Source organism: Halobacillus sp. ACCC02827 (assembly GCF_030291935.1).
GTDB lineage: Bacteria > Bacillota > Bacilli > Bacillales > Halobacillaceae > Halobacillus.
On sequence record NZ_CP128168.1, the window covers coordinates 492438 to 517332 of the forward strand.

Annotated in this window: 23 protein-coding genes; 19 read left to right on the forward strand and 4 right to left on the reverse strand. The window is 48.4% G+C overall.

Annotation, left to right across the window (positions count from 1 at the left end; genetic code table 11):
- Positions 1 to 16: 16 nt before the first annotated feature.
- Together QRD89_RS02625 and QRD89_RS02630 are read right to left on the reverse strand one after the other, a co-directional pair.
- On the reverse strand, positions 17 to 1210 hold the full coding sequence (locus QRD89_RS02625; protein WP_286096255.1) for a cytochrome P450 family protein: 1194 nt from the start codon (positions 1208 to 1210) through the stop codon (positions 17 to 19).
- Between the two features lie 168 nt (positions 1211 to 1378).
- Positions 1379 to 2272: a fructose bisphosphate aldolase gene (locus QRD89_RS02630; RefSeq protein WP_286096256.1), complete on the reverse strand. Its 894-nt coding sequence runs from the start codon at positions 2270 to 2272 to the stop codon at positions 1379 to 1381.
- A 234-nt stretch (positions 2273 to 2506) separates the two neighbouring features.
- Between QRD89_RS02630 and QRD89_RS02635 the strand changes: the two genes are divergently transcribed.
- From QRD89_RS02635 to QRD89_RS02690, 12 genes are all read left to right on the forward strand, one after another.
- Positions 2507 to 4072 carry an ABC transporter substrate-binding protein gene (locus QRD89_RS02635; protein WP_008634465.1) on the forward strand — a complete coding sequence of 522 codons (1566 nt, stop codon included), beginning with the start codon at positions 2507 to 2509 and terminating at the stop codon, positions 4070 to 4072.
- A gap of 72 nt (positions 4073 to 4144) precedes the next feature.
- Positions 4145 to 5086, forward strand: a complete 942-nt coding sequence (locus QRD89_RS02640) for an ABC transporter permease (RefSeq protein WP_008634467.1) — start codon at positions 4145 to 4147, stop codon at positions 5084 to 5086.
- A 15-nt stretch (positions 5087 to 5101) separates the two neighbouring features.
- A complete protein-coding gene (locus tag QRD89_RS02645) occupies positions 5102 to 5941 on the forward strand; it encodes an ABC transporter permease (protein WP_026578789.1) in 840 nt (279 codons plus the stop codon).
- 11 nt (positions 5942 to 5952) lie between these two features.
- Positions 5953 to 6978, forward strand: coding sequence for an ABC transporter ATP-binding protein (locus tag QRD89_RS02650; protein WP_008634471.1), 1026 nt, complete (start codon positions 5953 to 5955; stop codon positions 6976 to 6978).
- The gene (locus tag QRD89_RS02655) at positions 6929 to 7891 is read left to right on the forward strand and encodes an ABC transporter ATP-binding protein (protein ID WP_286096257.1); all 963 of its coding nucleotides are present in this window, start codon (positions 6929 to 6931) and stop codon (positions 7889 to 7891) included. Before QRD89_RS02650 ends, QRD89_RS02655 begins: the two co-directional genes overlap by 50 nt.
- A gap of 4 nt (positions 7892 to 7895) precedes the next feature.
- A complete protein-coding gene (locus tag QRD89_RS02660) occupies positions 7896 to 8564 on the forward strand; it encodes a DUF1028 domain-containing protein (RefSeq protein ID WP_008634474.1) in 669 nt (222 codons plus the stop codon).
- Positions 8565 to 8614: 50 nt separating this feature from the next.
- Positions 8615 to 10747 (forward strand): helix-turn-helix domain-containing protein, encoded by a 2133-nt coding sequence (locus QRD89_RS02665; RefSeq protein ID WP_026578785.1) that lies wholly within the window; start codon positions 8615 to 8617, stop codon positions 10745 to 10747.
- The gene (locus QRD89_RS02670; protein ID WP_286096258.1) at positions 10744 to 11898 is read left to right on the forward strand and encodes an amidohydrolase; all 1155 of its coding nucleotides are present in this window, start codon (positions 10744 to 10746) and stop codon (positions 11896 to 11898) included. The genes QRD89_RS02665 and QRD89_RS02670 overlap by 4 nt, the downstream gene beginning before the upstream one ends.
- Before the next feature lie 74 nt (positions 11899 to 11972).
- Positions 11973 to 12950: a sugar-binding transcriptional regulator gene (locus tag QRD89_RS02675; protein WP_286096259.1), complete on the forward strand. Its 978-nt coding sequence runs from the start codon at positions 11973 to 11975 to the stop codon at positions 12948 to 12950.
- 4 nt (positions 12951 to 12954) lie between these two features.
- Complete coding sequence (gene rpiA / locus QRD89_RS02680; RefSeq protein ID WP_286096260.1) at positions 12955 to 13635, forward strand: ribose 5-phosphate isomerase A; 681 nt, start codon at positions 12955 to 12957, stop codon at positions 13633 to 13635.
- 1 nt (position 13636) lies between these two features.
- Complete coding sequence (locus QRD89_RS02685; RefSeq protein WP_286096261.1) at positions 13637 to 14608, forward strand: Gfo/Idh/MocA family protein; 972 nt, start codon at positions 13637 to 13639, stop codon at positions 14606 to 14608.
- An 81-nt stretch (positions 14609 to 14689) separates the two neighbouring features.
- Positions 14690 to 15217: a VOC family protein gene (locus tag QRD89_RS02690; RefSeq protein WP_286096262.1), complete on the forward strand. Its 528-nt coding sequence runs from the start codon at positions 14690 to 14692 to the stop codon at positions 15215 to 15217.
- A gap of 82 nt (positions 15218 to 15299) precedes the next feature.
- Here the strand turns inward: QRD89_RS02690 and glpT are convergent, their stop codons facing one another.
- Positions 15300 to 16661, reverse strand: coding sequence for a glycerol-3-phosphate transporter (glpT, locus tag QRD89_RS02695; protein ID WP_062515616.1), 1362 nt, complete (start codon positions 16659 to 16661; stop codon positions 15300 to 15302).
- 315 nt (positions 16662 to 16976) lie between these two features.
- Between glpT and QRD89_RS02700 the strand changes: the two genes are divergently transcribed.
- The 5 genes from QRD89_RS02700 (at position 16977) to wrbA (ending at position 22022) form a co-directional block, all read left to right on the forward strand.
- On the forward strand, positions 16977 to 18140 hold the full coding sequence (locus tag QRD89_RS02700; protein ID WP_026578780.1) for a S1C family serine protease: 1164 nt from the start codon (positions 16977 to 16979) through the stop codon (positions 18138 to 18140).
- Between the two features lie 12 nt (positions 18141 to 18152).
- Positions 18153 to 19025 carry a peptidylprolyl isomerase gene (locus QRD89_RS02705; protein ID WP_286096263.1) on the forward strand — a complete coding sequence of 291 codons (873 nt, stop codon included), beginning with the start codon at positions 18153 to 18155 and terminating at the stop codon, positions 19023 to 19025.
- 142 nt (positions 19026 to 19167) lie between these two features.
- Positions 19168 to 19842 (forward strand): response regulator transcription factor, encoded by a 675-nt coding sequence (locus tag QRD89_RS02710; protein ID WP_026578778.1) that lies wholly within the window; start codon positions 19168 to 19170, stop codon positions 19840 to 19842.
- Positions 19832 to 21238: a HAMP domain-containing sensor histidine kinase gene (locus QRD89_RS02715; protein WP_286096264.1), complete on the forward strand. Its 1407-nt coding sequence runs from the start codon at positions 19832 to 19834 to the stop codon at positions 21236 to 21238. The genes QRD89_RS02710 and QRD89_RS02715 overlap by 11 nt, the downstream gene beginning before the upstream one ends.
- A gap of 172 nt (positions 21239 to 21410) precedes the next feature.
- Positions 21411 to 22022: an NAD(P)H:quinone oxidoreductase gene (gene wrbA, locus QRD89_RS02720; RefSeq protein WP_026578777.1), complete on the forward strand. Its 612-nt coding sequence runs from the start codon at positions 21411 to 21413 to the stop codon at positions 22020 to 22022.
- 100 nt (positions 22023 to 22122) lie between these two features.
- Here the strand turns inward: wrbA and QRD89_RS02725 are convergent, their stop codons facing one another.
- The gene (locus QRD89_RS02725) at positions 22123 to 22368 is read right to left on the reverse strand and encodes a hypothetical protein (RefSeq protein WP_008636395.1); all 246 of its coding nucleotides are present in this window, start codon (positions 22366 to 22368) and stop codon (positions 22123 to 22125) included.
- A 232-nt stretch (positions 22369 to 22600) separates the two neighbouring features.
- Between QRD89_RS02725 and QRD89_RS02730 the strand changes: the two genes are divergently transcribed.
- Both QRD89_RS02730 and QRD89_RS02735 read left to right on the forward strand, forming a co-directional pair.
- Complete coding sequence (locus QRD89_RS02730; RefSeq protein ID WP_286096265.1) at positions 22601 to 23647, forward strand: ArsR/SmtB family transcription factor; 1047 nt, start codon at positions 22601 to 22603, stop codon at positions 23645 to 23647.
- Positions 23644 to 24879 carry an MFS transporter gene (locus tag QRD89_RS02735; protein ID WP_286096266.1) on the forward strand — a complete coding sequence of 412 codons (1236 nt, stop codon included), beginning with the start codon at positions 23644 to 23646 and terminating at the stop codon, positions 24877 to 24879. Before QRD89_RS02730 ends, QRD89_RS02735 begins: the two co-directional genes overlap by 4 nt.
- Positions 24880 to 24895: the final 16 nt, after the last annotated feature.

Here is a 24895-nt window from a genome sequence, read left to right on the forward strand (position 1 = left end):
CGAGTGCCTCTTTCGTTTACCAGGTGACAGGGAGACTGCGCAGGCCGCGTAGAAGAAAGATCGAGCGCCATTCGGGCGCCTCTCCGTTCGGGTCGATTGTGATGGCAGGGAGCGATGCAAACAGCTTCTCCAATGCAATGTTCCCTTCCAATCTGGCGAGTGGGGCACCGAGGCAGAAGTGAATGCCAAAGCCGAATGCGACGTGACCGTTGCTCTTCCTTGTAACGTCAAACGCGTCTGCCTTTTCGAATTTATCGTTATCCCGATTGGCGGAGCTGATGGAGGCTAAGACCATATCGCCGCGCCGGATCGTCTGCCCGCGAAACTCCATGTCGTCGGCGGCCCATCTTGCTGTCGAGAAGTCGACAGGACTGTAGTAGCGCAGTCCTTCTTCAACGGCTCCCGGGATGAGGGAAGCATCTTTTTTGACTGAATCCAGCTGGTCCGGGTGCTCAAAAAGGGCGAGCATCGTGTTACCGATCAAATTGACGGTGGTTTCATGACCGGCGATGATCAAAAGGAAGATCATCGAATATAACTCCTGCCGGCTCAACTGTTCTCCGTCTTCCTCTGTTTGGATAAGGTAGGAAACAAGATCGTCGGTCGGATTCTGCTTTCTCTTCTCAAAGAGGTCGGTCAAATAGGTAGTGAAGGCTTCCACATCCGCTGCAAAATCCGTGTCCTCTTCGTTGGAGGCGGCCACGATGGAATTGGACCACTTCCGGAACTTATCCCGGTCTTCTGCCGGTACACCGAGCATCTCACTGATGACGATGATCGGCAGAGGGAAGGCATAATCGTCGATCAGGTCCACCGGTCCTCCTTTCTTTTTCATTTGCTCGATTAGATCATCTGCGATTTCACTGATCCGTGGAGTCAATTCCTTGATCGTTTTCGGGTGGAAGTAGGGCTGGACAAGCTTGCGTAAGCGCGTGTGGTCAGGGGGGTCGACATCAAGCATCATGTTTTCGAAGATAGTGATTTCTTTGACATCGTCATCGTCAGGCGTCCTTTGGATCAGCTTCGTCTGATCTTTTAGGAAACCCGGCGCCTTCAGCATTTCTTTGACATCGTCATATTTGGTGACAAGCCACGTAGCAGGAGTGCCATCAGACATTTGAAATACGGGTTGTTTATCTCTCATTTTTTCATAAAAAGGGTAGGCGTTATCTTTGAAGTTGGATTGGTAAAGCTGTTCCATCGTTTCCATAAATGGGGACCACCTTTCTTTAAGTAAAGTATAAAAGATTGGAAGGATCATGAACAAATGATAGGAAAAGGGAAAGAGGAATATCGTTACTATTTCCTATTTCCTTAGAATAGGTTTCCCGTTCATGAAAAAGGCGTACACCACGGTGTACGCCTTTTCTGGATTCTGTTATCTGCCTTTTTGTATAGAAGCTGCGTAAATGGAATCGACGGCATTCTGCAGGGCCTGATCAAACGTTTCGTCTGACTGGTCTGCATACACATCGCCGACCAGTGCCCGGGAGAAGCTCGCGATTAACCCATCATTCGCTGTCAGCTTCTCGTTGGCCTCTTCCCGTTCATAACCTCCGGAGAGAGCGACGACACGAATGACTTTCGGGTGGTCGACAAGTTCCTTATACGCATTCGTTTTTGTTGGAATCGTCAACTTCAACATGACCTGCTGATCCTCTTCCAACTCGTTCAAGTGTTTAAGAATATGATTGCGCAGAAGCTCTTCACATTTCTCTTTCTCTTCGCTGTGAATATTCACTTCCGGTTCGACAATCGGCATCAGGTCGGAAGCGAGGATCCGTTTGGCAATATCAAACTGCTGTTGAACCACTGCTTCGATTCCACTTTCATCCGGATCGTGAATGACGGAGCGCATTTTCGTTCCGAATATTTTCCGCTCGTTCGCCCGACGAAGCGTTTCGTCGAGATCGTTGATCGGTTTCATGAGCTGGACGCCGTTTTCTTTATCGGCAAGCCCTTTATCGACTTTCAGAAAAGGCACAATGCCCTTCTCCGCGAGATAGTCTCCTGTGTATTTCCCTTCGACTTTACGGTCCATCGTTTTCTCAAAAAGAATAGCTCCTAGAATTTTTTCGGAATCGAAAGCAGGGGAGGTGATGATCCTTGTCCTCATCTCGTGGACTTTATCGAACATCTCGTCTTCATTATTATAGGCATCTTCAGGAATGCCGTAATCAGCCAGAGCCTTCGGCGTACTTCCGCCACTTTGATCCAGAGCGGCAATAAATCCTTTTCCGTTTTTAATTCGGTCGAGCTGTTGCTGGTTCATCTTATCTGCTCCTTCCAGAATTTTATGGAATGTCCATTGTAAGCATTCCCTGTCCTCTCCGAAATGTAACGTTCAAATCCATAAAATTTGAAGATCACCTGATTTGTAAACTTTCCTAACATTTGCTTTTTTTCTTTGGAACATCTCCCATATAAATACGACAGGTTTCTACAATATAATAAAATTACTGTATTTTTTAAATTTACTGAAAATAAAAAAGGGGGCCATTATTGAATGAAGAAAATCTACTGGTTGTTGCTGCTCGTATCCCTGCTGCTCTTGCTTGCCGGCTGTCAGGACCCGACGGAGTCTGGTTCATCTGATTCCGGTTCGGAGGAGACAAATCAGGAAGGGGAGGCTTCGGAAGGTGGAACATTGACGATCACAGATCTATCCGAAGGACAGAGTCTCGATCCTCACGTCGTGACAGATGCAGCCTCCATGCGCTACATCGAGAACATGTACAACACCTTGTTCAAGTATGAGAAAGGGACCTACGGAGAAATCGAAGGAGACTTAGTAGAGGATTATGAAGTTTCTGATGATGGTACGGTCTATACTTTGACCCTCCACGACGGCGTGACGTTTCATAATGGGGACGCTTTGACTTCAGAAGATGTGAAGTACTCCATTGAAAGAATTATAGAAAACGAAGTAAGGGCGGCTCAGTTTGAGTCCTTGGAAAGTATCGAGACGCCGGATGACACGACAGTCGTTCTGACTTTAGCCGAGCCGGTCGCTCCGTTCCTGACATTCCTTGCTTATCCGATGAATGCCATTGTCAACAAAACGATCGTCGATGAGAACGGCGGCGACCTGGCTGGTGCGGATGCCGGCAGCGGCCCATTCACATTGGGTGAGTGGACGAAGGATCAGGAAATGGTCCTGGAGAAGTATGAGGACTACTTTAAAGATGGACTGCCGTACTTAGATAAAGTCGTGTGGCGTTCGATTCCTGATGAAACAGCACGAACTACAGCCATCCGAAACGGGGAGATCGATATTCTTCTCCAAACACAGCCGAAGGATGTCCAAGTATTGGAGCAGGCAGACAACGTCAATGTGGAGACTGTCGCCGGAACGTATTGGGAGTATGTCGGTTTGAATACCGAGGCAGGTCCATTGTCCGATCCGAAGGTCCGTCAGGCCATTGCGTGGGCTGTCGATCGCGATGCTGTCAACGACGTCGTGAAGCTGGGACAGGCGACTCCGCTACGAAGCGGCCCGATTCCGGACAACCACTGGGCACACCTGGAAGATGCCGTGTATCCAGAGCAGGATTTGGACAAAGCGCGTCAATTGTTGGAAGAAGCAGGAGTCTCTGACTTGAGTTTGACAATGAAAGTGAGTACGAACCAAGCGCAGATCGATGCCGCGCAGGTCATTAAGCAGCAGCTTCAGGAAGTCGGCGTGACGGTCGAGGTCGTCTCCCAGGAGGACAGTGTCTTCTTTGATGCTCTCGGTAATGGAGATTTTGAAATGACTGTTGTGGGCTGGGTCGGTTTCGTCGATCCGGATGAGTTCCTTTATAACATCTTCCATACAGACGGCATGTACAACCAACAGGCGTACTCCAACCCGGATGTCGATGCATTGTTGGAACAGGGACGTAAAGAGATGGATAAAGAGAAACGGACGGAAATCTATGCAGAAGCACAGCGTATGATTGCCGAAGATGCTCCGATGGTCTTCTTGTACGCCAACCCGCAGACGTCGGCACTCAGCGATCGTGTAAGCGGATTTGATGTTCATCCTACGGTGACGACGATTTCATTAGAAGAGACGAAGGTTGACCAATAATAAATAGATAAAACGAAAAAGTGGCTTCCGGCCACTTTTTCCTTCACTTTACGTGCAAGGAGGGACGATTGGATGATCCAATACATCATCAAACGGCTGCTTATTTCCATTCCGGTCTTGTTCGGAATCTCCATTGTGGCGTTCTTCATCGTCCGGCTGGTTCCCGGGGATACGGTCACAGCCATGCTGGGTACCAGTTATTCTCCGGATCAGGCAGCTGCCTTGAGAGATAAGTACGGGCTGGATGAACCACTCATTCAGCAATATCTCTTATGGCTCGGAAACGTTCTGCAAGGGGATTTCGGATATTCGCAATTTACGAACACTCCGGTGCTTGAAGCAATCATGGCCCGGCTTCCGATTACGATCGAGCTTGCCCTGCTTAGTGTAATCATCGCTGTTATTCTTGCCATTCCACTTGGTACGATAGCGGCTCTCAAGAGGAACAGTAAGTTTGATTACGGAGCAAGTTTTGTCGGGATGCTCGGCATATCTGTTCCTAACTTCTGGCTTGGTACATTGATGATTCTCTTCTTCAGTCTCTATGCCGGCTGGTTTCCTTCCGGCGGCTTCGTCGGCCTTTATGACAGCGTATGGGGAAATCTGAAGAGCATGCTGCTTCCTGCTGTTGCCTTAGGCACAGCTGTAGGAGCTGTCGCGATGCGGATGACGCGCTCCTCGATGCTGGAAGTGACGAATCAGGAATATATCAAAATGGCAAAAGCAAAAGGGGTTTCCAATTCTCGGATGATTTGGAGACACGCGCTGAAGAATGCGCTCATTCCTGTTGTGACAGTACTCGGCATTCAAACGGGCTATCTGCTTGGAGGCTCTGTCGTCGTGGAGCAGATCTTCGGTCTTCCTGGTGTCGGGCGTCTCGCTCTGCAGGCGATAACAAACCGGGATTACGCGCTGCTGCAAGGGACGATTCTGTTCATTGCAAGCGCCTTTGTGTTTGTCAATCTGGTTGTGGATATTATTTACGGATTCCTGAACCCGCAAATCAGATATTAAGAAAGGAGAATCGTGATGTCTGATTTATGGTATCAATTCAAAAAAAATAAAGTCGGTGTTTTCGGACTTGGCATGACGCTTTTGTTTGCAGTGATGGCGGTCGCTGCCCCGCTGATTGCCCCTTATGATCCATACGAAATGATGACGGACGCTATTTTGGAGGGACCGAGTATGGCCCACCTGCTCGGTACCGATCAATTCGGACGTGATATTTTGAGCCGGATCATTTATGGAACGAGGATCTCTTTACAAGTCGGTATTATTTCGGTCGGTCTGTCCTTTGTCTGTGGGACCATCATTGGAGTCGTTGCTGCTTATTACGGCAGATGGGTCGATCATGTGCTGTCCAGGCTGACGGATGTCATGTTCGCTTTCCCGGATATTCTGCTTGCCCTAGTCATTATGGCTATCTTAGGACCAAGCCTCACGAATTTGATGATCGCTGTCGGGATTGTGTACACACCTATTTTCGCCAGGATCGCAAGGGGATCGGTGCTCTCCATCAAGAATTCTCTGTATATCGAAGCGGCCCGCTCGATGGGAGTGAGCAATATGAAGATCATGTGGAAACACATTCTTCCCAACAGTGTGGCCCCGCTTATCGTGCAAGTGACTCTTTCCTTCGCTTTCGCTATCTTGGCAGAAGCGGCGCTCAGCTTCCTCGGTCTCGGAGTTTCTCCGGATACACCGTCCTGGGGAATTATGCTGAGTGAAGGGAAGAGTTGGATGGAAACGGCCTGGTGGACGGCGGTATTCCCGGGCATCGCCATTACGCTTGCCGTGTTCAGCTTCAATACGATGGGCGATGGATTAAGGGATGCCCTTGACCCAAGGTTGAAGAATGAGTCTGCATAAGGAGGAAGCCGATGTCTGAGTATGTGCTGGAAGTACAAAATCTGAAGACGCATTTTCATACGAAGAAAGGGATAGTTAAAGCGGTGGACGGTGTCGATTTAAAAGTAAAGCAAGGAGAAATTCTCGCAGTCGTCGGTGAGTCCGGCTGTGGAAAAAGTGTGACCTCTCAATCGATCATGCGCCTTGTCGGTCAGAAGAAAAGCGAAGAAGTCAGCGGACAGGTCCTGTACCGTGGGGAGGATCTTCTCAAGAAAACAGAGAGAGAAATGCAGCACGTCCGGGGTAAGGATATTTCGATGATCTTTCAAGATCCGATGACTTCCCTTAATCCGGCTTATACGGTTGGTACACAAATTGCCGAAATGCCGATGATTCATGAGAACAAAGACAAGAAGTCGGCATGGAGACGTGCGGTGGAGATGCTGAAGAAAGTCGGTATCCCCTCTCCAGACAAACGGGTGCATCAATACCCGCATCAATTCAGTGGAGGGATGAGGCAACGCGGGGTAATCGCTATGTCCTTGTCCTGTGATCCGGATTTGATCATTGCTGATGAGCCGACCACCGCTTTGGATGTAACCATACAGGCGCAAGTGCTGGATTTATTAAGGCGTCTTAGAGATGAAACGAACGCCGCGATTGTTCTGATCACCCACGATTTAGGCGTTGTTGCTGAGCTGTGTGACAGAGTGGCGGTCATGTATGCCGGCAAAATTGTCGAAGAAGGGTCCGTGGAAGATCTATTCGATCGACCGAAGCACCCTTATACGCAAGGGTTGTTGAAGTCTGTGCCGCGTCCTGGTGTCAGGGAACGGCTGCAGCCGATTGAAGGACAGCCGCCTAACCTGCATGATTTACCGGAAGGCTGCCGCTTCGCCGAGCGGTGTCCATTCGTCATGGAACAGTGCCTGCATAAGGAACCGGCGTTAAAGGCTTCGGAGTCGGAACAACACAGAGTCGCCTGCTGGCTGGAGGAGGAGAGAAACGATGACGACAGAGGAACTCGTCCGCGTCGACAACCTGAAGAAGTATTTTAATGTATCCAATGGCATATTTCGAAAGAAGAGTGAAGTCAAAGCAGTAGACGATTTGAGCTTTACGGTCTACAAAGGGGAAACGCTCGGGATTGTAGGAGAGTCCGGATGCGGCAAGTCGACGACCGGACGTCTGCTTATGCGTCTCCTGGATGCAACGGATGGAGAAGTATATTTTGAAGGCGAGAACATTATGGACTGGGACAGGAAAACGCTGAGGCAGAAGCGGCGTGATTTTCAGATGATTTTCCAGGATCCATTCGCCTCTCTTAATCCAAGGATGGTCGTCGAAGATATTATCGAAGAGCCATTGAAAACGATCGGTATGACGAAGGCGGAACGGAAGGCGCGCGTCGGGAAACTGCTTGCGGATGTAGGTATTCCGGAGAGTTACAAAGATCGCTACCCGCATGAGTTCTCCGGAGGGCAGCGTCAACGGATCGGGATTGCGAGAGCCCTGGCGTTGAATCCAAAGTTCATCGTGGCAGATGAACCTGTTGCTGCCCTTGATGTTTCCATTCAGGCGCAAATTATTAACCTGCTGATGGACCTTCAGGAGGAATACGGGTTCACGTATCTTTTCATCGCCCATGATTTAAGTGTCGTCCAATATATCAGCGATCGCGTCGGGGTTATGTACTTAGGGCAGATGGTCGAACTGACCGATAGTGATGAGCTATATGAACATCCCCTCCATCCATATACGAAAGCGCTCCTGTCTTCCATTCCGGTTCCTGATATTCATACGAAGCGGGAGAAAATCACGCTCGCGGGGGAAATACCGAGTCCGGACAACCCGCCGTCAGGCTGCAGGTTCCATACCCGCTGCCCGATTGCACAGGAACATTGCAAAACCAAAGTACCGGAATTTAGAGAAATAAAGAAGGGTCACTATGTGGCCTGTCATGAGGTGTAACGTTATGAAGCTAAACACATTTTCTATCATGGCCCGCTGTCCGGAAACGGGCAATTTCGGAGCTGCCGTTGCCACGCGGTTTCCAGGCGTCGGTGCCTATTCTCCCCATATCGAACCGAATGTGGGGATCGTCATCACCCAGGGATGGGTCAATCCGGCATTAGGCCAGGAGGGCGTGGACCATCTGAAGAAAGGGCGGACGGCCAATGAAACGCTCAACCATCTCCTCTTTCATGACCCGGGCAAAGAACTGCGCCAAGTTTCAGTGATGGACCAATATGGAAACAGCAGCGTCTATACAGGGGTGGAGAACGATGATTATAAAGGACATATTGTCGGAGACCAATGGGCGGTCCAAGGAAATCTGCTTGCCGGACCGGAAGTCCTTGAACAGATGGTTTCCGCCTTTAAAGAGGCGGAGGGATCACTCGCCGAAAAGCTTCTTGAAGCCCTTCATGCCGGTGATGCAGCCGGTGGAGACATCCGTGGGAAACAGTCTGCGGTCATCAAGGTAGCCTCGGTAAAGGGCTTTCCTTTCGTCGACTTCCGCGTCGACGATCATGAGAACCCGGTACAAGAGCTCCGTCGGATTTATGACAAGAACAAATCTGTCCTGATTGACAGGTATCATGAATGGATCGATGCAGTCAAAGAGGGAATTCCCTTAGATTGACATACACTTTTTTCTGAAAATTCCTTATAGTTATTTTAGAGGTGGCACCTATGGAAAAAGAACTATTGCAGCAACTGAAGGCAAGGTATCGGTTGGAGGATATCGTCATCGTCGATAAACATACAAGGACCAGTGTGTCTGAGAAAACATACACCGACTCTATTTCTGAATGGGTTTCCCTTTCCCTTTGTATGGAAGAAGGAACGATAAGGGAGACGGGAGATCGATGGGTATATAACGGGGAAGATGTGATGGTCGTTCTGATCGGGCGTCACAAGTATGATGAAGGGGCAGCTGCCTCTTTCCTGAAAGAGCATGAAGCATGGCTGAAGCTGCTTCTTCATCATACGAATGAACAGAAAAGGAAGAATGCGCTCCACGTATTGACCGGGGTCTCTCATACCCTCTCCTCGAGGATGTATGAGGAAGGGTTCCTGCAGATCATTTTGGATTCCGTGGTGGATGCTGTCACAGCGGCGGATTCCGGATTTCTGTTTCTTTATGATGAGAAAATCGGGAAACTCCTCGTGGAAGCAGCTGTCGGTTTTCGTGATTCCGGATATAAGAAGACGAGACTGAAACCAGGAGAAGGTGTCAGCGGCCGTGTGTTTGAAAGCGGGAGAGCTTCGCTTCTGCAAGGTACAGGATCCATTAAGGAAGCAATGGAAACGATGTCCGCTTTTAATTACGAGCATTATCTGGAGGCGGCTGAGGAACGTTCCATACCAGAGAGCATGCTGTCGGTCCCGCTTTTGTTTCATAAGGAAACAATCGGTGTCCTCACGTTGGACAGTTTCAGGGACCATCCCTATCTGACAGAGCACGACCTCCACTTAGTGGAGGCGCTGGCGGATCATATCGCTGTTGTTATCATGCATGCACGGTTGTACCGTCAGGAGAAGAGGCAGCGGGAGGCCTTACAGCAGACCCATCTGGCGTTAAGGAAAGAACACGAAACGATGCAGCGTACAACGGATTTCCACCATCGTTTGACGAACGTAGCCGCCAGTGGAGGCGGAGTTCAAGGGATCATTCAAACGATGAAAACGATGGTCCGGTACCCTTTCGCCGTGTATGATGCGCTCCTTAAGCCGCTGTTCGTCGATGAGGAAGCGGGGGAGAAGGGACTCCCGGACAGGTTTCTCAGTCATGACAGGGTCAAGAAAGTTATTAAAATGAATAAATGGCAGCAGATTGCTCATGCAGGCGAGCAGCTCGTCGTTCTGCCGATCACGGGTCCGGTCTCTGTGTGGGGATTTGTCTGTGTGTGGATTGATTCTGCCGATTTCTTCGAGAATGATATCGTCTTATTTGAATACGGGACGACCGTTCTTTCCTTGGAATTAACGAAAGAGGATTCCATAAGGGAGGCGGAGCAGCAGGCGAAGGGACAGCTGGTAGAAGGAATTCTGACAGGGGAGCGTGATCCGGTGGTCGAAGTGCAGGCATCCAACCTTGGCCTCTACCCAGCCGATTTTTATGCGATGGTGCTCTGTCATGTCGATCCGGACAAGATGGGGGAAGAGATGATGACGGTCAATTCCAGGCGTCAGCGGGAAGAGATAGGGGACGCGCTCGAAAGTGTAGTAACGAAGCTTGAGTTGAACGGGATTGTTTCCATGAACCGCTCGTATGTTTTCGCTATGATCAGCTTTCCGGAATCAGAAGGTAAAGGGTCTGCGCGTCAGAAGATGAAGGCGCTTGTTCACATGTTGGAACGATCCTCCGCGCCGCTTAAAGCTGGTGTCGGCCGTGTCCATAAGAATCTTTTCCAATTGAATAAGTCCTATGCAGATGCGGAGAAGTGCATCCAGGTCTTAAAGACGAAGCCGTCGAAAAATGTGATGAGCTTCGTCGATGCAGGTTTCTATCGCTTTCTTCTTCAGAACAGTGAGGAAGACCTCTCTCTCTATGTATCTGACTTTCTTGGTCCTTTGATGAGGTATGACAAAGAAAAGAATAACGACATGCTGCACACATTGATCACTTATGTCCGGTTTGATAAAGACTTGAAGAAGGTGACCAAGGAGCTGAACATCCATCATAATACATTGTATTACCGCATCAACCGTGTTCAGGAAATTCTTGATGTGACCTTTGACCGGTTCGATGACTGGTTCAATGTCCAGTTGGCCTGCCGGGTCTATGAATATTTACAGATAGAAGAGAGGGACGTCCGATGATAGCCATTTGTAATGTCGTTTTGGAACCTGTAAGAGGAAAAAGAGAAACAGACGCGACCGTCCTTGTCGAGGCGGGGAAAATCAAACAGATCTGCACAGCAAAAGAAGCGGATCTCGGAAACTATGAACAAGTGATCGACGGCATGGGGATGATTCTGACCCCTGGTTTTATCGATACCCATACGCATCTTGGCATTGATGAAGAAGGTATTGGTTGGGAGGGGGCCGACTTCAACGAAACGACCGAAGCACTCACTCCCCACCTTCGAGCCATTGACGGCATCAACCCGTTCGACCGTGGATTTTTTGATGCGGCAGAAGGTGGTGTGACGACTGCACAGGTGCTTCCCGGTAGTGCCAACGTCATAGGTGGAATCACCGCGGTTGTAAAAGTGAAGCCCGGGTTTATCCTTGAAGACATCATCGTTCGTGAGCGTGCCGGGTTAAAGATGGCATTCGGCGAAAATCCGAAGAAATATCATGGTCAGCAGGGACGCACGCCCTCGACACGAATGGGCATTGCCGGAATGATCCGGGAACAATTGGTGCTGGCCGCTGAATATTTGAAAAATCCTTCCCCGAGAGATTTACGGAAGGAATCGCTTGGGGAAGTGCTGGAGCGTCGGATACCTGTCTGTGTTCATGCTCATCGGGCGGACGATATCATGACAGCCATACGAATTGCAGAAGAATTCGATCTTGACCTGCACCTGGAACACGTCACCGAAGGCCACCGGATTGTACCTGCATTGGTGAAATACAAGGATCGCTGCAAGTTTTCCATCGGACCGACACTTTCCGGGCGGAGTAAAGTCGAACTAAGCGGCATGTCATGGGATACGTATAGAGCCCTGGATGAACAGGGGATTTCTTTCTCTATCATCACCGATCATCCGGTCGTGCCGGTCAAGCAGCTGAAGACGTCCGTGAAGCTTGCGGTGGAAGCAGGCCTGGATGCGGATACAGCATTGGAGAGTGTAACGATCCGTGCTGCAGAAGTGCTCGGTCTGCAAGATCAAACCGGCAGTATTGAAGTCGGTAAGGATGCGGACCTCGTATTGTGGGATAAGCACCCGGTGAAAGATGGCGGTACAGCTGTCCTGACGATGGCCGGTGGAGAAATCACCTATCAAACTCGTCAGCCTCTTTAGGCTGGCGGGTTTTTATTTTGTGGAATATTGTGGAATTCTTTTGTTTGCACAAATGACCTTAATGTTATACATTTGTGCAAAGGGGGTTGTCTATGGAAGAGAGAGAAGAGTTGAAGAAACTCTACCAAATAGCTCGGATGTACTATGAACAGGACATGACGCAGAGTCAAATTGCCAAAGAACTAGGAATCTACCGGACGACCATCAGTCGGATGTTGAAAAAAATCAGAGAGAAAGAAATTGTCCAGATTCGGATCAACTATGAGGCTTTCCACGATATTGCGGTAAGCGAACAGTTGAAAGAAAGGTTTGGTCTGAAGGAAGTCCTTCTCGTCCCTGACAAGGAAAATCAAACCAAGGATCAGAAGCGGAGAGCGATGGGGCAGGCATGTGCGAAATTTCTTGACCGAATCGTTCAAGCCGGTGATGTCGTCGGTTTCTCGTGGGGGACTTCCCTTGCTGCGGTGGCCGAAGAGCTGGAGCCTGAAAAACCGCAGGAAGAAGTTATTTGCGTTCCGTTAATCGGAGGACCTGACGGGAAGCTCGCAAGTCGTTATCACGCGAATACCATCGTTTACGAAGCTGCCCGTAAATGGAAGGGGGATTCGACATTGATCGATGTCCCTGCGATTGCGGGCAATGAGGAATTAAAATCGGCACTGGCCGCTTCCGGACATTTTCAGGAAGTAAAAGCTTTATGGGACCGGCTGACGATAGCGGTTGTTGGAATAGGATCACCTGCGATCAATCAAGGCGATAATTGGAAAGCTTTCTACGGTGGAACATTATCTCCAGAGATGGAAGAGGGAGAAGTCGCAGGAGATATTTGTTCCAATTTCTATGACAAAAGAGGGCGGATGATGGACACGGAACTCCTGCACCGGACGATCTCTATTGACCTGCAAGCTCTTCATAAAACGAGGTATTCCATCGGAGTAGCGGAATCGAATGAAAAAGTGGAAGCGATCAAGGCGGCCTTGACAGCAGGGCATCTCAACGTTCTTGTCACGACCGAAGAGACAGCGAAGGCATTGATACGAGAAGGGGAGTAAGCGAATGGATGTTAAGAAACAGTGTGCCGAAGAAGCTTTGACCTATATAGAAAACGGGATGACTGTCGGGCTGGGAGGTGGAAGCACGATAAAGCATCTCGTCACCTTTCTGAAAGACAGTGGTCGTTCTGTAAAGGTCGTAACACCCTCCTGGGAAACGAAACAGCATTGTGTGAGCGAAGGTCTGCAGGTACTTCCGTTGTCCGACGTCCCCTCTATCGATATAGCTTTCGACGGCTGTGATCAAGTAGATCAGCAGCTGGATGCGCTTAAGAGCGGGGGCGGCATCCATACGGAAGAGAAGCTTGTCGGTTATATGGCAGATGAGTACGTGCTGCTTGTGGATGAGTCGAAGTTCGTTCCTGCGTTGACCTTCGAACATCCGGTGGTAGTGGAAGTACTCCCACAGGCTCTTCCTTACGTCCGCCGCAAATTGGAATCGTTCCCAGTGCTTCAGGCGAATATTCGGATGAGTGAAGATAAAGACGGGGCCGTCATAACGGAAAACGGGAACCTGCTGCTGGATGTCTACGTCGATCCGGATAAGGCAGATTCCGGTTTGGAAGGCCGGTTAAAAGGATTGACGGGTGTGATCGACACGTCCTTGTTCACCTCTGTTGTAACGAAAGCATTGGTGGCAGGACCGTCTGGGATAAGGGAAATCACGATAAAAGGAGAGAATTGAAATGGGACAAGTTAATTGGGGTATTGTCGGACCTGGAGGAATCGCTGGAGATTTCGCCAAAGCAATCAAAGCGGTGAATGGGCATATCTACGGTGTATGGGGAAGAAATATGGACAAAACCCGCCGGTTCGCGGAACAAGAGGGCGTCGATCATGTCTATGAGAATACAGAGGATATGTACCGGGATGATCAAGTCGATGTCGTCTACATAGCGACACCGCACAGCATTCACTATTCTTACATCATGGATGCTTTGAAGAACGGCAAGCACGTTCTTTGTGAGAAGGCGATTACGATGAACGGCAGGCAGTTAAAAGCGATTGCGGAATTGGCAGAAGAGAAAGGATTGGTAGTAGCAGAAGCCATGACCATTTACCATATGCCGCTGTACAAGAAGCTCCGTGAAATGATCGAAGAAGGAAAAATCGGCAGGATCAATATGGTCAACGTGACGTTCGGAAGCTGTAAGGAAGATGATCCGGAAAACCGCTTCTTTAATCCGGATCTTGCCGGTGGGGGAATGCTTGATATCGGGACCTATGCTCTTTCCTTTACACGTTTCTTCCTCTCAGGGCAGCCGACGGAGCTGCATACTACGGTGAAGAAGCATGAGACAGGAGTAGACGAACAGTCTGGTATCGTCATGAAGAATGACCATGATGAGATGGCAGTCGTTTCCCTTGCGATGCGGGCAAAAATGCCGAAACGCGGCATTGTCGCCGGTGATGAAGGGTTTATTACGGTGGATAACTTCCCGAGAGCTGATCAAGCAACCATCACTTATACAGCCGACGGCTCTGTGGAAACAGTCGAAGCCGGAGTGGAAGCAGATGCGCTTCAATATGAAGTGGAGGCTATGAACGATTTGATCTTGAATAAAGGGGACAATTGGACGCTCGCTTTATCTCGAGAGGTTATGGATTTAATGGATGATGCCCGTCAACAGTGGAACCTAACGTACGATTTCGAATAAGCGGATCTTCCATGATCCATTCTATGTCTCGTTTTTCTGCAGGGGGATAACGGGGAAGTAAGGATGGAAGGGGAGATTGTAATGACAAGAGGAATCGACCATATAGGAATGACTGTGCCCAGTATAGAAGAGGCGACCGCCTTTTTCCAGGAAGCCTTTGGTGCCGAGGTCAGCTATGATGTGCAGCGCCCGGAACAAGAACCTATGGCAGGAGATGAAGTGGAGAAGCAGTTGGGACTGCCGGAGGGAACGTCCATTATTCATATGCGGTTATTGAGAATTGGCGACGGTCCTACGTTGGAGCTTTTTGAGCTGGGAACCGAACCGGATAAGGAACCATTGCGTATTTCAGATATAGGCATCCACCATTTCGCCTTCTATGTAGATAATATCGAACAAGCTTCTGAACGTTTTGAAGCGGCTGGAGGTTCTCTACTGTCCCCGCCCCATTCGTTGGATGATGAAGAGGACGGACCTCATAATGCAGGAGTGTATGGGAAAACGCCCTGGGGGAGCTTGGTCGAATTGATCAAGTATCCGGACGGGGTGGATTATCCAAAAGGAAGTGAAGCACCGCGCTGGACGCCGCCGAAAAACTCAAGAGAATGAAACGAGTGGATTAGACAGGTGTTATTGTCGACATCCAAATAACAAGCTCTCTCCCGAATGCCGGGAGAGAGCTTGTTTTAGTTCATCCATGCTTCACGACTTCCTGGCCGCGCACGTTCCAAGTAAACGCGAACAGGATAGTGGCGAGCGCACAAGATCCGGTCAGAAGAGCGAATCCTGCATTCCAGCCAGCGAACTGAACGATATAACCCATTAGTGCATTGGCCATGACAGCTCCCCCTAGGTAACCGAAAAGTCCGGTCAGTCCCGCAGCGGTTCCTGCTGCTTTCTTCGGTACATAGTCGAGCGCCTGCAGACCGATCAGCATGACAGGACCGTAAATTAAAAATCCGATGGCGATCAGTGCCAGGTTATCGACCAGTGGATTGCCTGCCGGGTTGAACCAGTAAACGAGGACTGCCAGAAGAACTCCGATCATGAAGAAGAATCCTGCTGGACCGCGTCGTCCTTTGAAGAGTTTATCAGAGATATAGCCACATAACAGGGTCCCCGGAATTCCAGCCCATTCGTAAAGGAAGTAAGCGAAGCTCGATTCCTCCATGTTAAACCCTTTTTCTTCGCTTAGATAAGTAGGTGCCCAATCAAGCACACCGTAGCGTACAAAATAGACAAAAACATTGGCAATAGCGATGATCCATATCCATTTGTTGTTCAGGACATACTTGAATAATATTTCTTTTGTCGTGAACTCTTTCTCATACGTCGTCTTTGAATTATTCGGGTAATCATTGCGATATTCCTCAATAGGTGGAAGGCCGACGGATTGTGGTGTGTCCCTCATAAGCATAAAGGCGATGGCTGCTACGACGATGGCGACGATTGCCGGCAGAATAAATATCCCCTTGTAATCTTCCATGAAGGTGAAGTAGGACCCGATAATCGTGACCCCGAAAATGGCGAGCGGGGCCATCAGTCCTCCGCCGACATTGTGCGCGACGTTCCAAATTGACGTTTTTCCTCCACGTTCACTGACGCTGAACCAGTGGACAAGCGTCCGTCCAGAAGGCGGCCATCCCATACCTTGCACCCAACCGTTAAGGAATAAAAGAACAAACATAACTGTGACTGTTGAAGTAAAGAAAGGAACAAAGCCCATAAGTAAATTGATGATTGCAGATAAAATCAATCCTGTTGCTAGAAAGTACCTCGCATTACTTCTGTCAGAAACGGTTCCCATTACGAACTTACTGATTCCATAAGCAATGGATATAGCGGAAAGTGCGACCCCCAGTTCCCCTTTTGAAAAACCTTCTTCCGTCAAGTATGGAATCGCGAGTGTGAAATTCTTTCGTATCAAATAATAACCCGCATATCCGAGGAATATTCCCATGAACACCTGAAACCTCAATTTCTTGTACTCTTCATCGATCCGCTCTTCAGGAATTCTTTCTTTGTGTGGTGCTGCTTTAAATAAACCTAACATGTTTGGACTCCTCCTTATCAATGTCATCAAGTTATAGAAACAGACCATAAAAAAACACCCTGTACATCAAGAATCGATGTATGCATAGGGTGCTTCTCCAAATCTCCGCCCATTTGTCTTAACTTGTATAAACAAATTACCACCGAGTGAAAGCGCTGTCAATATTTGGATTAAAAATACTAGTGTTTTAGGGAGAAAAGACTCATCTTTTAAGAGGATAGCAGGATTGGGAAAATTCTTCTTTGTCATACAGCTGACACATTCCGGTTTTATAGTAAGCGTATCAGAAAAAATCTTACGGAATGAGGGATACAAATGGGTGAAAAAAAGCAGTCACTATTTAAAGTAATCGGGTTATCACTATCCGCAGGTGTGCTTGGATCTGCGCTTACATTAGGAATTACGTCGTACGGGGATCAAGCACAGGATAATGGCAAAGATGCTGTAGTGGAAAGTGCGACGCAGGAGGCGGCGGATGTAGATGTGTCGACAATAGCTTCGGATTCCGGTAAATCCACGGCCGACATTGCGGAAGCAGCTTCGGATGCAATCGTCGGCGTCGTCAATATGACAACACAGCAAAGCCCGTTCCAGGCATCAGCAGAAACGACGGAAAAAGGAACAGGCTCCGGGGTCATCTATAAAGTGACGGATGATGCTGCCTATATCGTTACAAACAACCACGTGGTGGAGGGAGCGTCCGAATTGAAAATCTCCTTGAATGACGGCAGCGAAGTAGATGCCGAAGTAATCGGGACCGACGCTTTGACAGACATTGCCGTGCTGAAAATTGATGGAGACTATGATATTAAACCGCTTGCCTTCGGAGATTCAGATAATGTCCGGGCCGGTGATGAAGTCATTGCCATCGGTAACCCACTGGGACTCGACTTATCAAGAACCGTGACACAAGGAATTATCAGTGCCAAGAGTCGTACGATCACTACTTCCACGTCTGCCGGAGAGTGGGATCTTGACGTCATTCAGACCGACGCAGCCATTAACCCTGGAAACAGCGGTGGTGCATTGATCAACTCTGCAGGCCAGCTTATTGGAATCAACAGTCTGAAAATCGCCAGTGAAGAAGCGGAGGGCTTAGGGTTTGCCATCCCTAGTAATGATGTGAAGGATCTGATCGCTGACATTACAGATGATGGAAAGGTTGACCGCCCATATCTAGGTGTAGGGGTAGTGAGCATCGACCAAGTGCCTGCCTATTACACGCAGACACTGCCGGAAGATGTGAAAGAAGGGGTCATCATCGGTTCCATTGATGAAATGTCTGCTGCCGCAAAAGCAGGTTTGAAAGAAGAGGATGTCATCGTTTCGATTGATGATCAGCAGGTGACAAGCTCCAGTGATCTCCGTAAATATCTGTACACCGATCACAAAGCAGGAGATAAAGTGTCTGTGAAATACTATCGTGACGGCCAAGCGCAGACGGTACAGGTCATCCTGTCTTCACAGGAAGAATCATAAGGGAGATATGTAATGAATAAAAAGGTTATGTTCGGAGGGATAGGAGCGCTGGTTGTTGTGGCGCTCTGTATCCTGCTCAGTGTGAATGTCGGGGCCAAACAGGAAGCTGTTGCCACAGTAGATGGAGAAGAGATTTCCAAAGATGATTTATATGAGTTGCTCGTCAGTCAATATGGAGACGACGCCCTTGATTCATTAGTAACAAGTAAAATAGTAGAGATGGAAGCAGAGAAGAATGATATCCAAGTGGATCAGGACAAGATGAAGGAAGAAATGGAGACGTATTACGATCAATATGGCAGCAAGGATGACTTCCTGAGCGCCCTCAATGAAAACGGGGTGTCCCTGGAGGATTTTCAAGCGGATTTGGAAGAATACCTGACGCTTGAGAAACTATTAAAAGACAGGGTCTCCATTACGGATGAAGAGAAGGAAACTTATTTTGAAGAGAATAAAGATAGTTTTAATCAGCCGGAGCAAGTGACGGCAAGGCATATTCTCACGGAAACGAAAGAAGAGGCACAAACGGTTCTAGATAAATATAATGACGGAGAGAAATTTGCTGATTTGGCAGAAGAGTATTCGACGGATGAGGCAACGAAAGATTCCGGCGGGGATCTCGGGATGTTTGGAAAAGGGGAAATGGTGGATGCATTTGACGATGCCGCCTTCTCCATGGAAGCAGGGGAAGTGAGCGACCCTGTGGAAACGGAATATGGGTTTCACATTATTGAAGTAACCGATCATACGGATGCCGAAGAAGCGACATATGAAGACGTAAAAGAAGAGGTTACGGACGCGTTATATGACTCTAAAGTTAATGAAGAATACACCTCCTGGCTTGATGAAAAGATGGAGGAATATGAAATAAAGAACAATCTTTAAGAGCAGTAGAGAGACCGCCCACAGGGTGGTCTTTTCTTGAATTATTTTATGCGGTCCTTCAAGTAAGAGGGTCGGACACCTTCTTTCCTTACCGCTTATGTTATTCTGAAACTAGATTTCAACTGGAGAAGGTGAAGATACCGTGAGTAAGATCATGATTGTAGAAGATGAAATGCCGATCAGCCAGGTGTTGAAGGCATATCTGAAGAAAGCAGGATTTGAGACTATACAGGTGTTTCGGGGAGACGAGGTCCTTGATACCTTTCAGAGTGCTTCGCCGGACCTGGTAATCCTGGATGTCATGCTGCCCGGGAAGAATGGCTGGGATTTATTGACTGATATTCGTAAGGAAAGCGAATGCCCTGTTATTATGTTGACGGCTCTCAGTGAAGTGGATGACCGGCTTACTGGACTCAATCACGGGGCGGACGACTATATTGCCAAACCATTCGTCGGAGATGAAGTGGTGGCGCGTGTCAAAGCAGTTTTGAGACGGGCTGGAACGCAGACATCGCCTGTAAAGAGTTTCGGTAAGTTGGAGGTCGACATCATCGGTCATCGAGTGAAGGTGGATGGGGAAGAAGTGACGCTGACACCAAGGGATCTTTCTTTAGTCACTTTTCTTGCGGAGCACCCTAATCAGACATTTACACGAGACCAGCTTATAGAGAAAGTGTGGGGATGGGAGTACGAGGGTAGTGACCGTGCCGTCGATGTCAGTATCAAGCGCATCCGTCATGCTTTGAAGAGCTGGCCTTCTTCGGAAGGGGAAATACGCACGCTGCGCGGGTTAGGATATCAGCTCAGTGTTTACTGAAAAGAAAGTGCCGTTACAGCGTTATTGGACGACCAGGTATGTGTGGACGCTTGTCATCGGATTATTCGTAATCGGGATCATATCGGTCGCCTGGATCCGCCATCAGACGATGGATAATCGCCTGAGTATGATGCAATTCGTTGCCGAACAGACGGCCGGCCGCCTGGTGAATGATGGACAGGTCCAGCCGCAGGAAGAGGAAGACGTCGTCATTCAAGGCAGGGAAGACTTCATGAACATGGACAGCCGTCCTGATTTGTACGTCGTTGATCAGCGGGGTACGATTCTGTTCCAGGACCGGCCCAGAGGTCAGAGGCTTCCACAGCGCTTTGCCGTCGACCTTCTTGATGAAGAGCAGACTATTCAAAAACTGGACACCAGCTCCGGGTTGTTTTACATGGTTTCCAAACCTGTCGAAATTAACGATGCCACCGTCGGATGGGTCATTCTTCTGGAATCGAAAGAGAACTTGACGAAGGTCGATCAGGAGTATTGGCAGTTGTTTTTCATCCTCGTTTGTCTTGCGCTGCTGGGCTGGCTGGCTATCTACTTCTTGTCAAAGCGGCTGTCTAAGCCTATTCAGGAAGTTGCTCAGGCAGCGAGAGAAGTAGAGGCAGGAAATTACGGATTCCATATCGATGATGAGCGGGTGAAAGAAGCGGAAATTTACGACCTTATTCAGTCTTTCCAGGAGATGTCCGGGAAACTGCAGCATCTGGAAGAGCTCCGTAGTCAGCTGCTTGCCGGAGTTACCCATGAATTGAAGACACCGGTGACGTCGATCAGCGGCATGCTGCGAGCCGTTCAGGATGGGATTGTTGAGGAAGAGGAAGCGGAAGACTTCATAAGGGTCTCGTTGAAGGAGACAGAGAAGCTGGAGCGGATGGTCCTCGATCTGTTATCGTTCAACACGTTTGCAGCCAATTCCGTTCCTCTAACGAAGGAAATCCAGTCCGTCAATCGTACGGTTAAGGAATCGGTCCATCATTGGGAAGTAGGTCAGGAGAAGGACAACCTTAGCATCTCCGTGGATCTTCTTTCTGAAGATGTAGACATACCCATGGATTCTATGCGGTTCCAACAAATTATTACGAATCTGCTCAACAACGCCTCTCATGCGATAGAGGGAAAAGGAGACATCTATATCCGCATGGATCAGCGGGAACAATGGATCTATATTGATGTCGAGGATACAGGTGGTGGAATCAAAGAAGAAGAAAGAGACTTCATCTTTGAGCGGTTTTACAGGGGAGAAGAGAAGAAGTATAAAACCGGTGGCCTCGGTCTCGGTCTCCCGTTTAGTAAAATGATCGCCCAGTCTCTTGGGGGAGATCTTGTCCTGTTTGATAGTTCTTCCGCGGGAACGACCTTCCGTATCCAATTACCCATACACTAGACCCCTTCCATCAGAAGGGGTTTTTTAATAATGAATTTTTATCTTGATTTCAAGATAAATGAGATGTATAATTCTTTTTGTAGGACATATCTCAGTTTCGAGATTTCAAGAAGGGAAGATTCCAATGGGATTTCTAAATAAACTATTCGGTAAGCAAAAGGAGATGGAAGAGATGGCAAATGTAAAATTAGCTGTTGTTTTTTATAGTATGGGTGGTACGAATTATCAGATGGCGAAATGGGCGAAAGAAGCAGCGGAAGAAGCAGGAGCGGAGGTAAGGCTTGTTAAAGTAGAGGAATTAGCACCTGCTTCTGTTATCGAGGCGAATGATGCTTGGAAAGCGACCGTAAATGCGACGAAAGACGTTCCGACTGCAAGCTCCGATGATATTGAGTGGGCAGACGCCTTGATCTTCAGTGTGCCGACACGATTCGGGAACATGCCTGCTCAAATGAAGCAGTTCCTTGATACGCAGGGCGGTCTTTGGGCTTCAGGAAAAACAGTCAACAAAGTTGTCAGCGGTATGACGTCTGCTCAAAACCCACATGGTGGTCAGGAAGCTACCCTGTTGTCTCTTTACACGTCCATGATGCACTGGGGCGCCATTATCGCTTCTCCTGGTTATACAGATCCTGTTCTGTTCGGCGCAGGAGGCAACCCTTATGGTACGAGCGTGACCGTAGATCAGGAAGGCAAGATGGTGGAAGATGTTCAGGCAGCTGTCAAACATCAGACGAAACGGACCATCTCTGTAGCCGAATGGGTCAAGCAAGGTAATAAATAATAAAAGATCTCTATATCAAAAAGCCCCTGTTTCCTCTCAACAAGGAAACAGGGGCTTTTTGGATTCATTCCATTATCATTTCTTATGAGTAGTCGTTTTATTACCAAGGAAGTTGGGACTCATGGCATTCAAATGTCCCTAACCAACCGGATAGAGCACAACCGCCCCAGAATCCTACGCGTCCACTTTTCCAATCGCTTCCGAAAGAAGTGGAACCTGCGTGGTGAAGGGTGTCGGATGTCATGCTTTTTGCTTCCACGACGGAAGAGGTCGAACCTGTAACGTCCCCAAAGCTCAAGATACCTACAGCGGCTAAAGCGATTCCTACTTTTGCAAGTTTCTTCATAAAACATAACTCTCCTTTTGTTTTGTCATGGATGAGGATTAATTGGAAGTTTTTATCACCTTACCAATTGATTCCATGCTTTTCAACGAAATAGGAGGATTTTGGCACTTTATTCCTATAACTGAATGTGCTGTTTACTAGAAAAGTAGCAAGAAAGGATTTTTGAGTTTTTTATTTTAAATAGTTTGAATATTATGTTCTATATGTATAGAATATAGATAGGAGGGATAATATGGAATTATTTTCTGCAGGGACGAAGCTGAACAGAGAGACGTATGAGGTGGAGGTGAAGTCTTCTTTATTATGGGAAGCGGCTCTTGGCATTGCAGCCATTACCAACGATTCCTTATTGGACACGCTGGAATGGAAGGAGAAAGATCGGGATTTGATTCTTGCCTCTTTCTCAAGCGATATGATCGACCACCTATCCTATGTGAAAGAACATAATACATGGAAGACGCTTTTGCAGCTGCTTCATCAAGGGGACTTTACACAGATGAGTGAATTTCAGTCCTTTATTGAGGGGCTGTCGAATGAGGAATTGAAATCCTATGCTGTTCCTTATCTTGGGAGAAAGTATGAGGCCAGAAAACAAGAGCTTTTGGAAGGTTCTGAGGAAGCGCTGCATGTGCTCCAGAAAGAATTAAAGAATCATCCTTTCCTGCCCGGCTACTTGGCATTTATTATGCATGTTTCCGGCACACAGTTGAAGGAGCACTTGGGGAAGGTGATGGAAGGCTGGTTTGAGACCGTGATACGTCCTGATAAGGAAAAGCTTTCTTCCATTTTAACGAGAGATCATATTTCTAAACAGAAGAGGCAGAAGCAGATGAATGCGGAACAGCTTGTGGAGTGGGCAACAGATGGAGTGAAGTATCTCCCGGAGCCGGGAGTCCATAAAGTTATCCTTATCCCTCACTATATTTATCGTCCGTGGAATGTGGAGGCGGACTTGGAAGGTGTGAAGGTGTTTTACTATGCAGCAGCGAATGGAAGCATCTATCCGGAAGCGGATGTTCCGAACAAACAGCTGGTGCAAAGATACAAAGCGCTGGGGGATGAAACACGTTTGAGGGTATTGAAGCGGCTGATGGAGGGACCGCATTCGCTCCAATCGTTGACGACAGAGCTGGGGATGGGGAAGACGACCATTCACCATCATTTGAAACTGTTGAAATCTGCGCGACTTGTTAAGCAGGAAGGGAATGTTTATGAGGGAAATCCGGAAGTAATTGAATCTATGGGAACAGATATGATAGCTTATTTGGGATGTAAATGAGGAGGGGAGCCGTTCCGGACGTTGTCGAAGATAAGAGACGATACACCTTTCGTCATCCGGCTTTCCGGTTCATTGGAGGGAATCTTGTATCTTTCTTCGGAGATCAAATCTACTTGATTGCTCTGCCACTGATTGTCTTATCCATCACAGGTTCTCCTTTAAGTATGGGAATCGTTGCGGCATTGGAAAGGCTGCCTGTTCTCCTTCAGCCGTTGGCTGGTGTGTGGACGGACCGTTTCAACAGGAAGTTCCTTCTTTTGGGAAGTGACCTGTCCCGATTTTCAGCTATTGGACTTTTAGGGATTCTATACATAACGGGTCAGCTGGAAATCTGGCATCTGTATGCAGCAGCACTGTTTGTGGGCGTGTGTACCCAACTCTATCAAACATCTCAGTTTGCTATTCTTCCTGAATTAGTAAAAGAGGAAGAGCTGCCGGCTATGAATGCTGTCAACAGTGGAACTTTTCAGGCTGCTGTGTTTCTGTCCCCGGGGCTTGGAGGGATTCTTCTGAGTATTTGGAACCCCGGAGTTGGATTGATCCTGAATAGTTTCTCGTTTCTGATCGGGGCTTTGGTCGTTTGGAGCCTTCCTATACAACCACCGGCATGGAGTGGAAAGAACAAAGGCGGAATGATATCCGGGTTGAAAGAAGGGTTTCGTTATGTTTGGTCTGTCAAAGCGATTCTTCACACGAACCTTGCTATGCTGTTTTCTGTGTTCGGAACGACCATGTTTCTTACCATGTACATTGTGCATTTGAATTCCACCATTAACATGGCCACCGTCCCCATTGGTTTTCTTCTTTCTGTTGGGGGCATTACAGCTGTGGCAGGATCCTTCGCGTCCAGCTGGCTCAGTAAACGAATGACATACCGGACGCTTCTCTTCTGCACAGGCGTTCTCGGCGGGGCGTCTATTGCAGGTTTCGCGGCAGGAGGGTCTTTCTGGTGGCTTGCTGTGATGAATGCCGTCGGTACAGGAACAGCTTCCATCAGCAGTCCATGTATCCTTACTATCCGTCAGCAGGGGAGTCCGGCGCATCTGCTCGGGAGAGTGCAGGCGACAAGCCGCTTCATGACGTGGTCCCTCATGCCGGTTTCCGCTTTATTTGCAGGATGGCTGGCGGAAGTGTACGGGACAACTGTTCCTATTCTGACAGGAGGATTACTTGTCCTGTCGGCCTCCTTTTTTTATCTTCATCCTGCCTTGGATAAGAGAAGGAGGATCTGAGGGAATAAATGGAACA

What these genes read in the sequence shown, in the direction of transcription:
- QRD89_RS02630 (WP_286096256.1), bottom strand. Translation starts at nt 2,272, where the DNA reads ATGAACCAGCAACAGCTCGACCGAATTAAAAACGGAAAAGGATTTATT.
- QRD89_RS02670 (WP_286096258.1), top strand. Translation starts at nt 10,744, where the DNA reads ATGATAGCCATTTGTAATGTCGTTTTGGAACCTGTAAGAGGAAAAAGA.
- QRD89_RS02655 (WP_286096257.1), top strand. Translation starts at nt 6,929, where the DNA reads ATGACGACAGAGGAACTCGTCCGCGTCGACAACCTGAAGAAGTATTTT.
- QRD89_RS02690 (WP_286096262.1), top strand. Translation starts at nt 14,690, where the DNA reads ATGACAAGAGGAATCGACCATATAGGAATGACTGTGCCCAGTATAGAA.
- QRD89_RS02645 (WP_026578789.1), top strand. Translation starts at nt 5,102, where the DNA reads ATGTCTGATTTATGGTATCAATTCAAAAAAAATAAAGTCGGTGTTTTC.
- QRD89_RS02640 (WP_008634467.1), top strand. Translation starts at nt 4,145, where the DNA reads ATGATCCAATACATCATCAAACGGCTGCTTATTTCCATTCCGGTCTTG.
- glpT (WP_062515616.1), bottom strand. Translation starts at nt 16,661, where the DNA reads ATGTTAGGTTTATTTAAAGCAGCACCACACAAAGAAAGAATTCCTGAA.
- QRD89_RS02730 (WP_286096265.1), top strand. Translation starts at nt 22,601, where the DNA reads ATGGAATTATTTTCTGCAGGGACGAAGCTGAACAGAGAGACGTATGAG.
- QRD89_RS02660 (WP_008634474.1), top strand. Translation starts at nt 7,896, where the DNA reads ATGAAGCTAAACACATTTTCTATCATGGCCCGCTGTCCGGAAACGGGC.
- QRD89_RS02650 (WP_008634471.1), top strand. Translation starts at nt 5,953, where the DNA reads ATGTCTGAGTATGTGCTGGAAGTACAAAATCTGAAGACGCATTTTCAT.
- QRD89_RS02735 (WP_286096266.1), top strand. Translation starts at nt 23,644, where the DNA reads ATGAGGAGGGGAGCCGTTCCGGACGTTGTCGAAGATAAGAGACGATAC.
- QRD89_RS02665 (WP_026578785.1), top strand. Translation starts at nt 8,615, where the DNA reads ATGGAAAAAGAACTATTGCAGCAACTGAAGGCAAGGTATCGGTTGGAG.
- QRD89_RS02705 (WP_286096263.1), top strand. Translation starts at nt 18,153, where the DNA reads ATGAATAAAAAGGTTATGTTCGGAGGGATAGGAGCGCTGGTTGTTGTG.
- rpiA (WP_286096260.1), top strand. Translation starts at nt 12,955, where the DNA reads ATGGATGTTAAGAAACAGTGTGCCGAAGAAGCTTTGACCTATATAGAA.
- QRD89_RS02625 (WP_286096255.1), bottom strand. Translation starts at nt 1,210, where the DNA reads ATGGAAACGATGGAACAGCTTTACCAATCCAACTTCAAAGATAACGCC.
- QRD89_RS02725 (WP_008636395.1), bottom strand. Translation starts at nt 22,368, where the DNA reads ATGAAGAAACTTGCAAAAGTAGGAATCGCTTTAGCCGCTGTAGGTATC.
- QRD89_RS02685 (WP_286096261.1), top strand. Translation starts at nt 13,637, where the DNA reads ATGGGACAAGTTAATTGGGGTATTGTCGGACCTGGAGGAATCGCTGGA.
- wrbA (WP_026578777.1), top strand. Translation starts at nt 21,411, where the DNA reads ATGGCAAATGTAAAATTAGCTGTTGTTTTTTATAGTATGGGTGGTACG.
- QRD89_RS02700 (WP_026578780.1), top strand. Translation starts at nt 16,977, where the DNA reads ATGGGTGAAAAAAAGCAGTCACTATTTAAAGTAATCGGGTTATCACTA.
- QRD89_RS02635 (WP_008634465.1), top strand. Translation starts at nt 2,507, where the DNA reads ATGAAGAAAATCTACTGGTTGTTGCTGCTCGTATCCCTGCTGCTCTTG.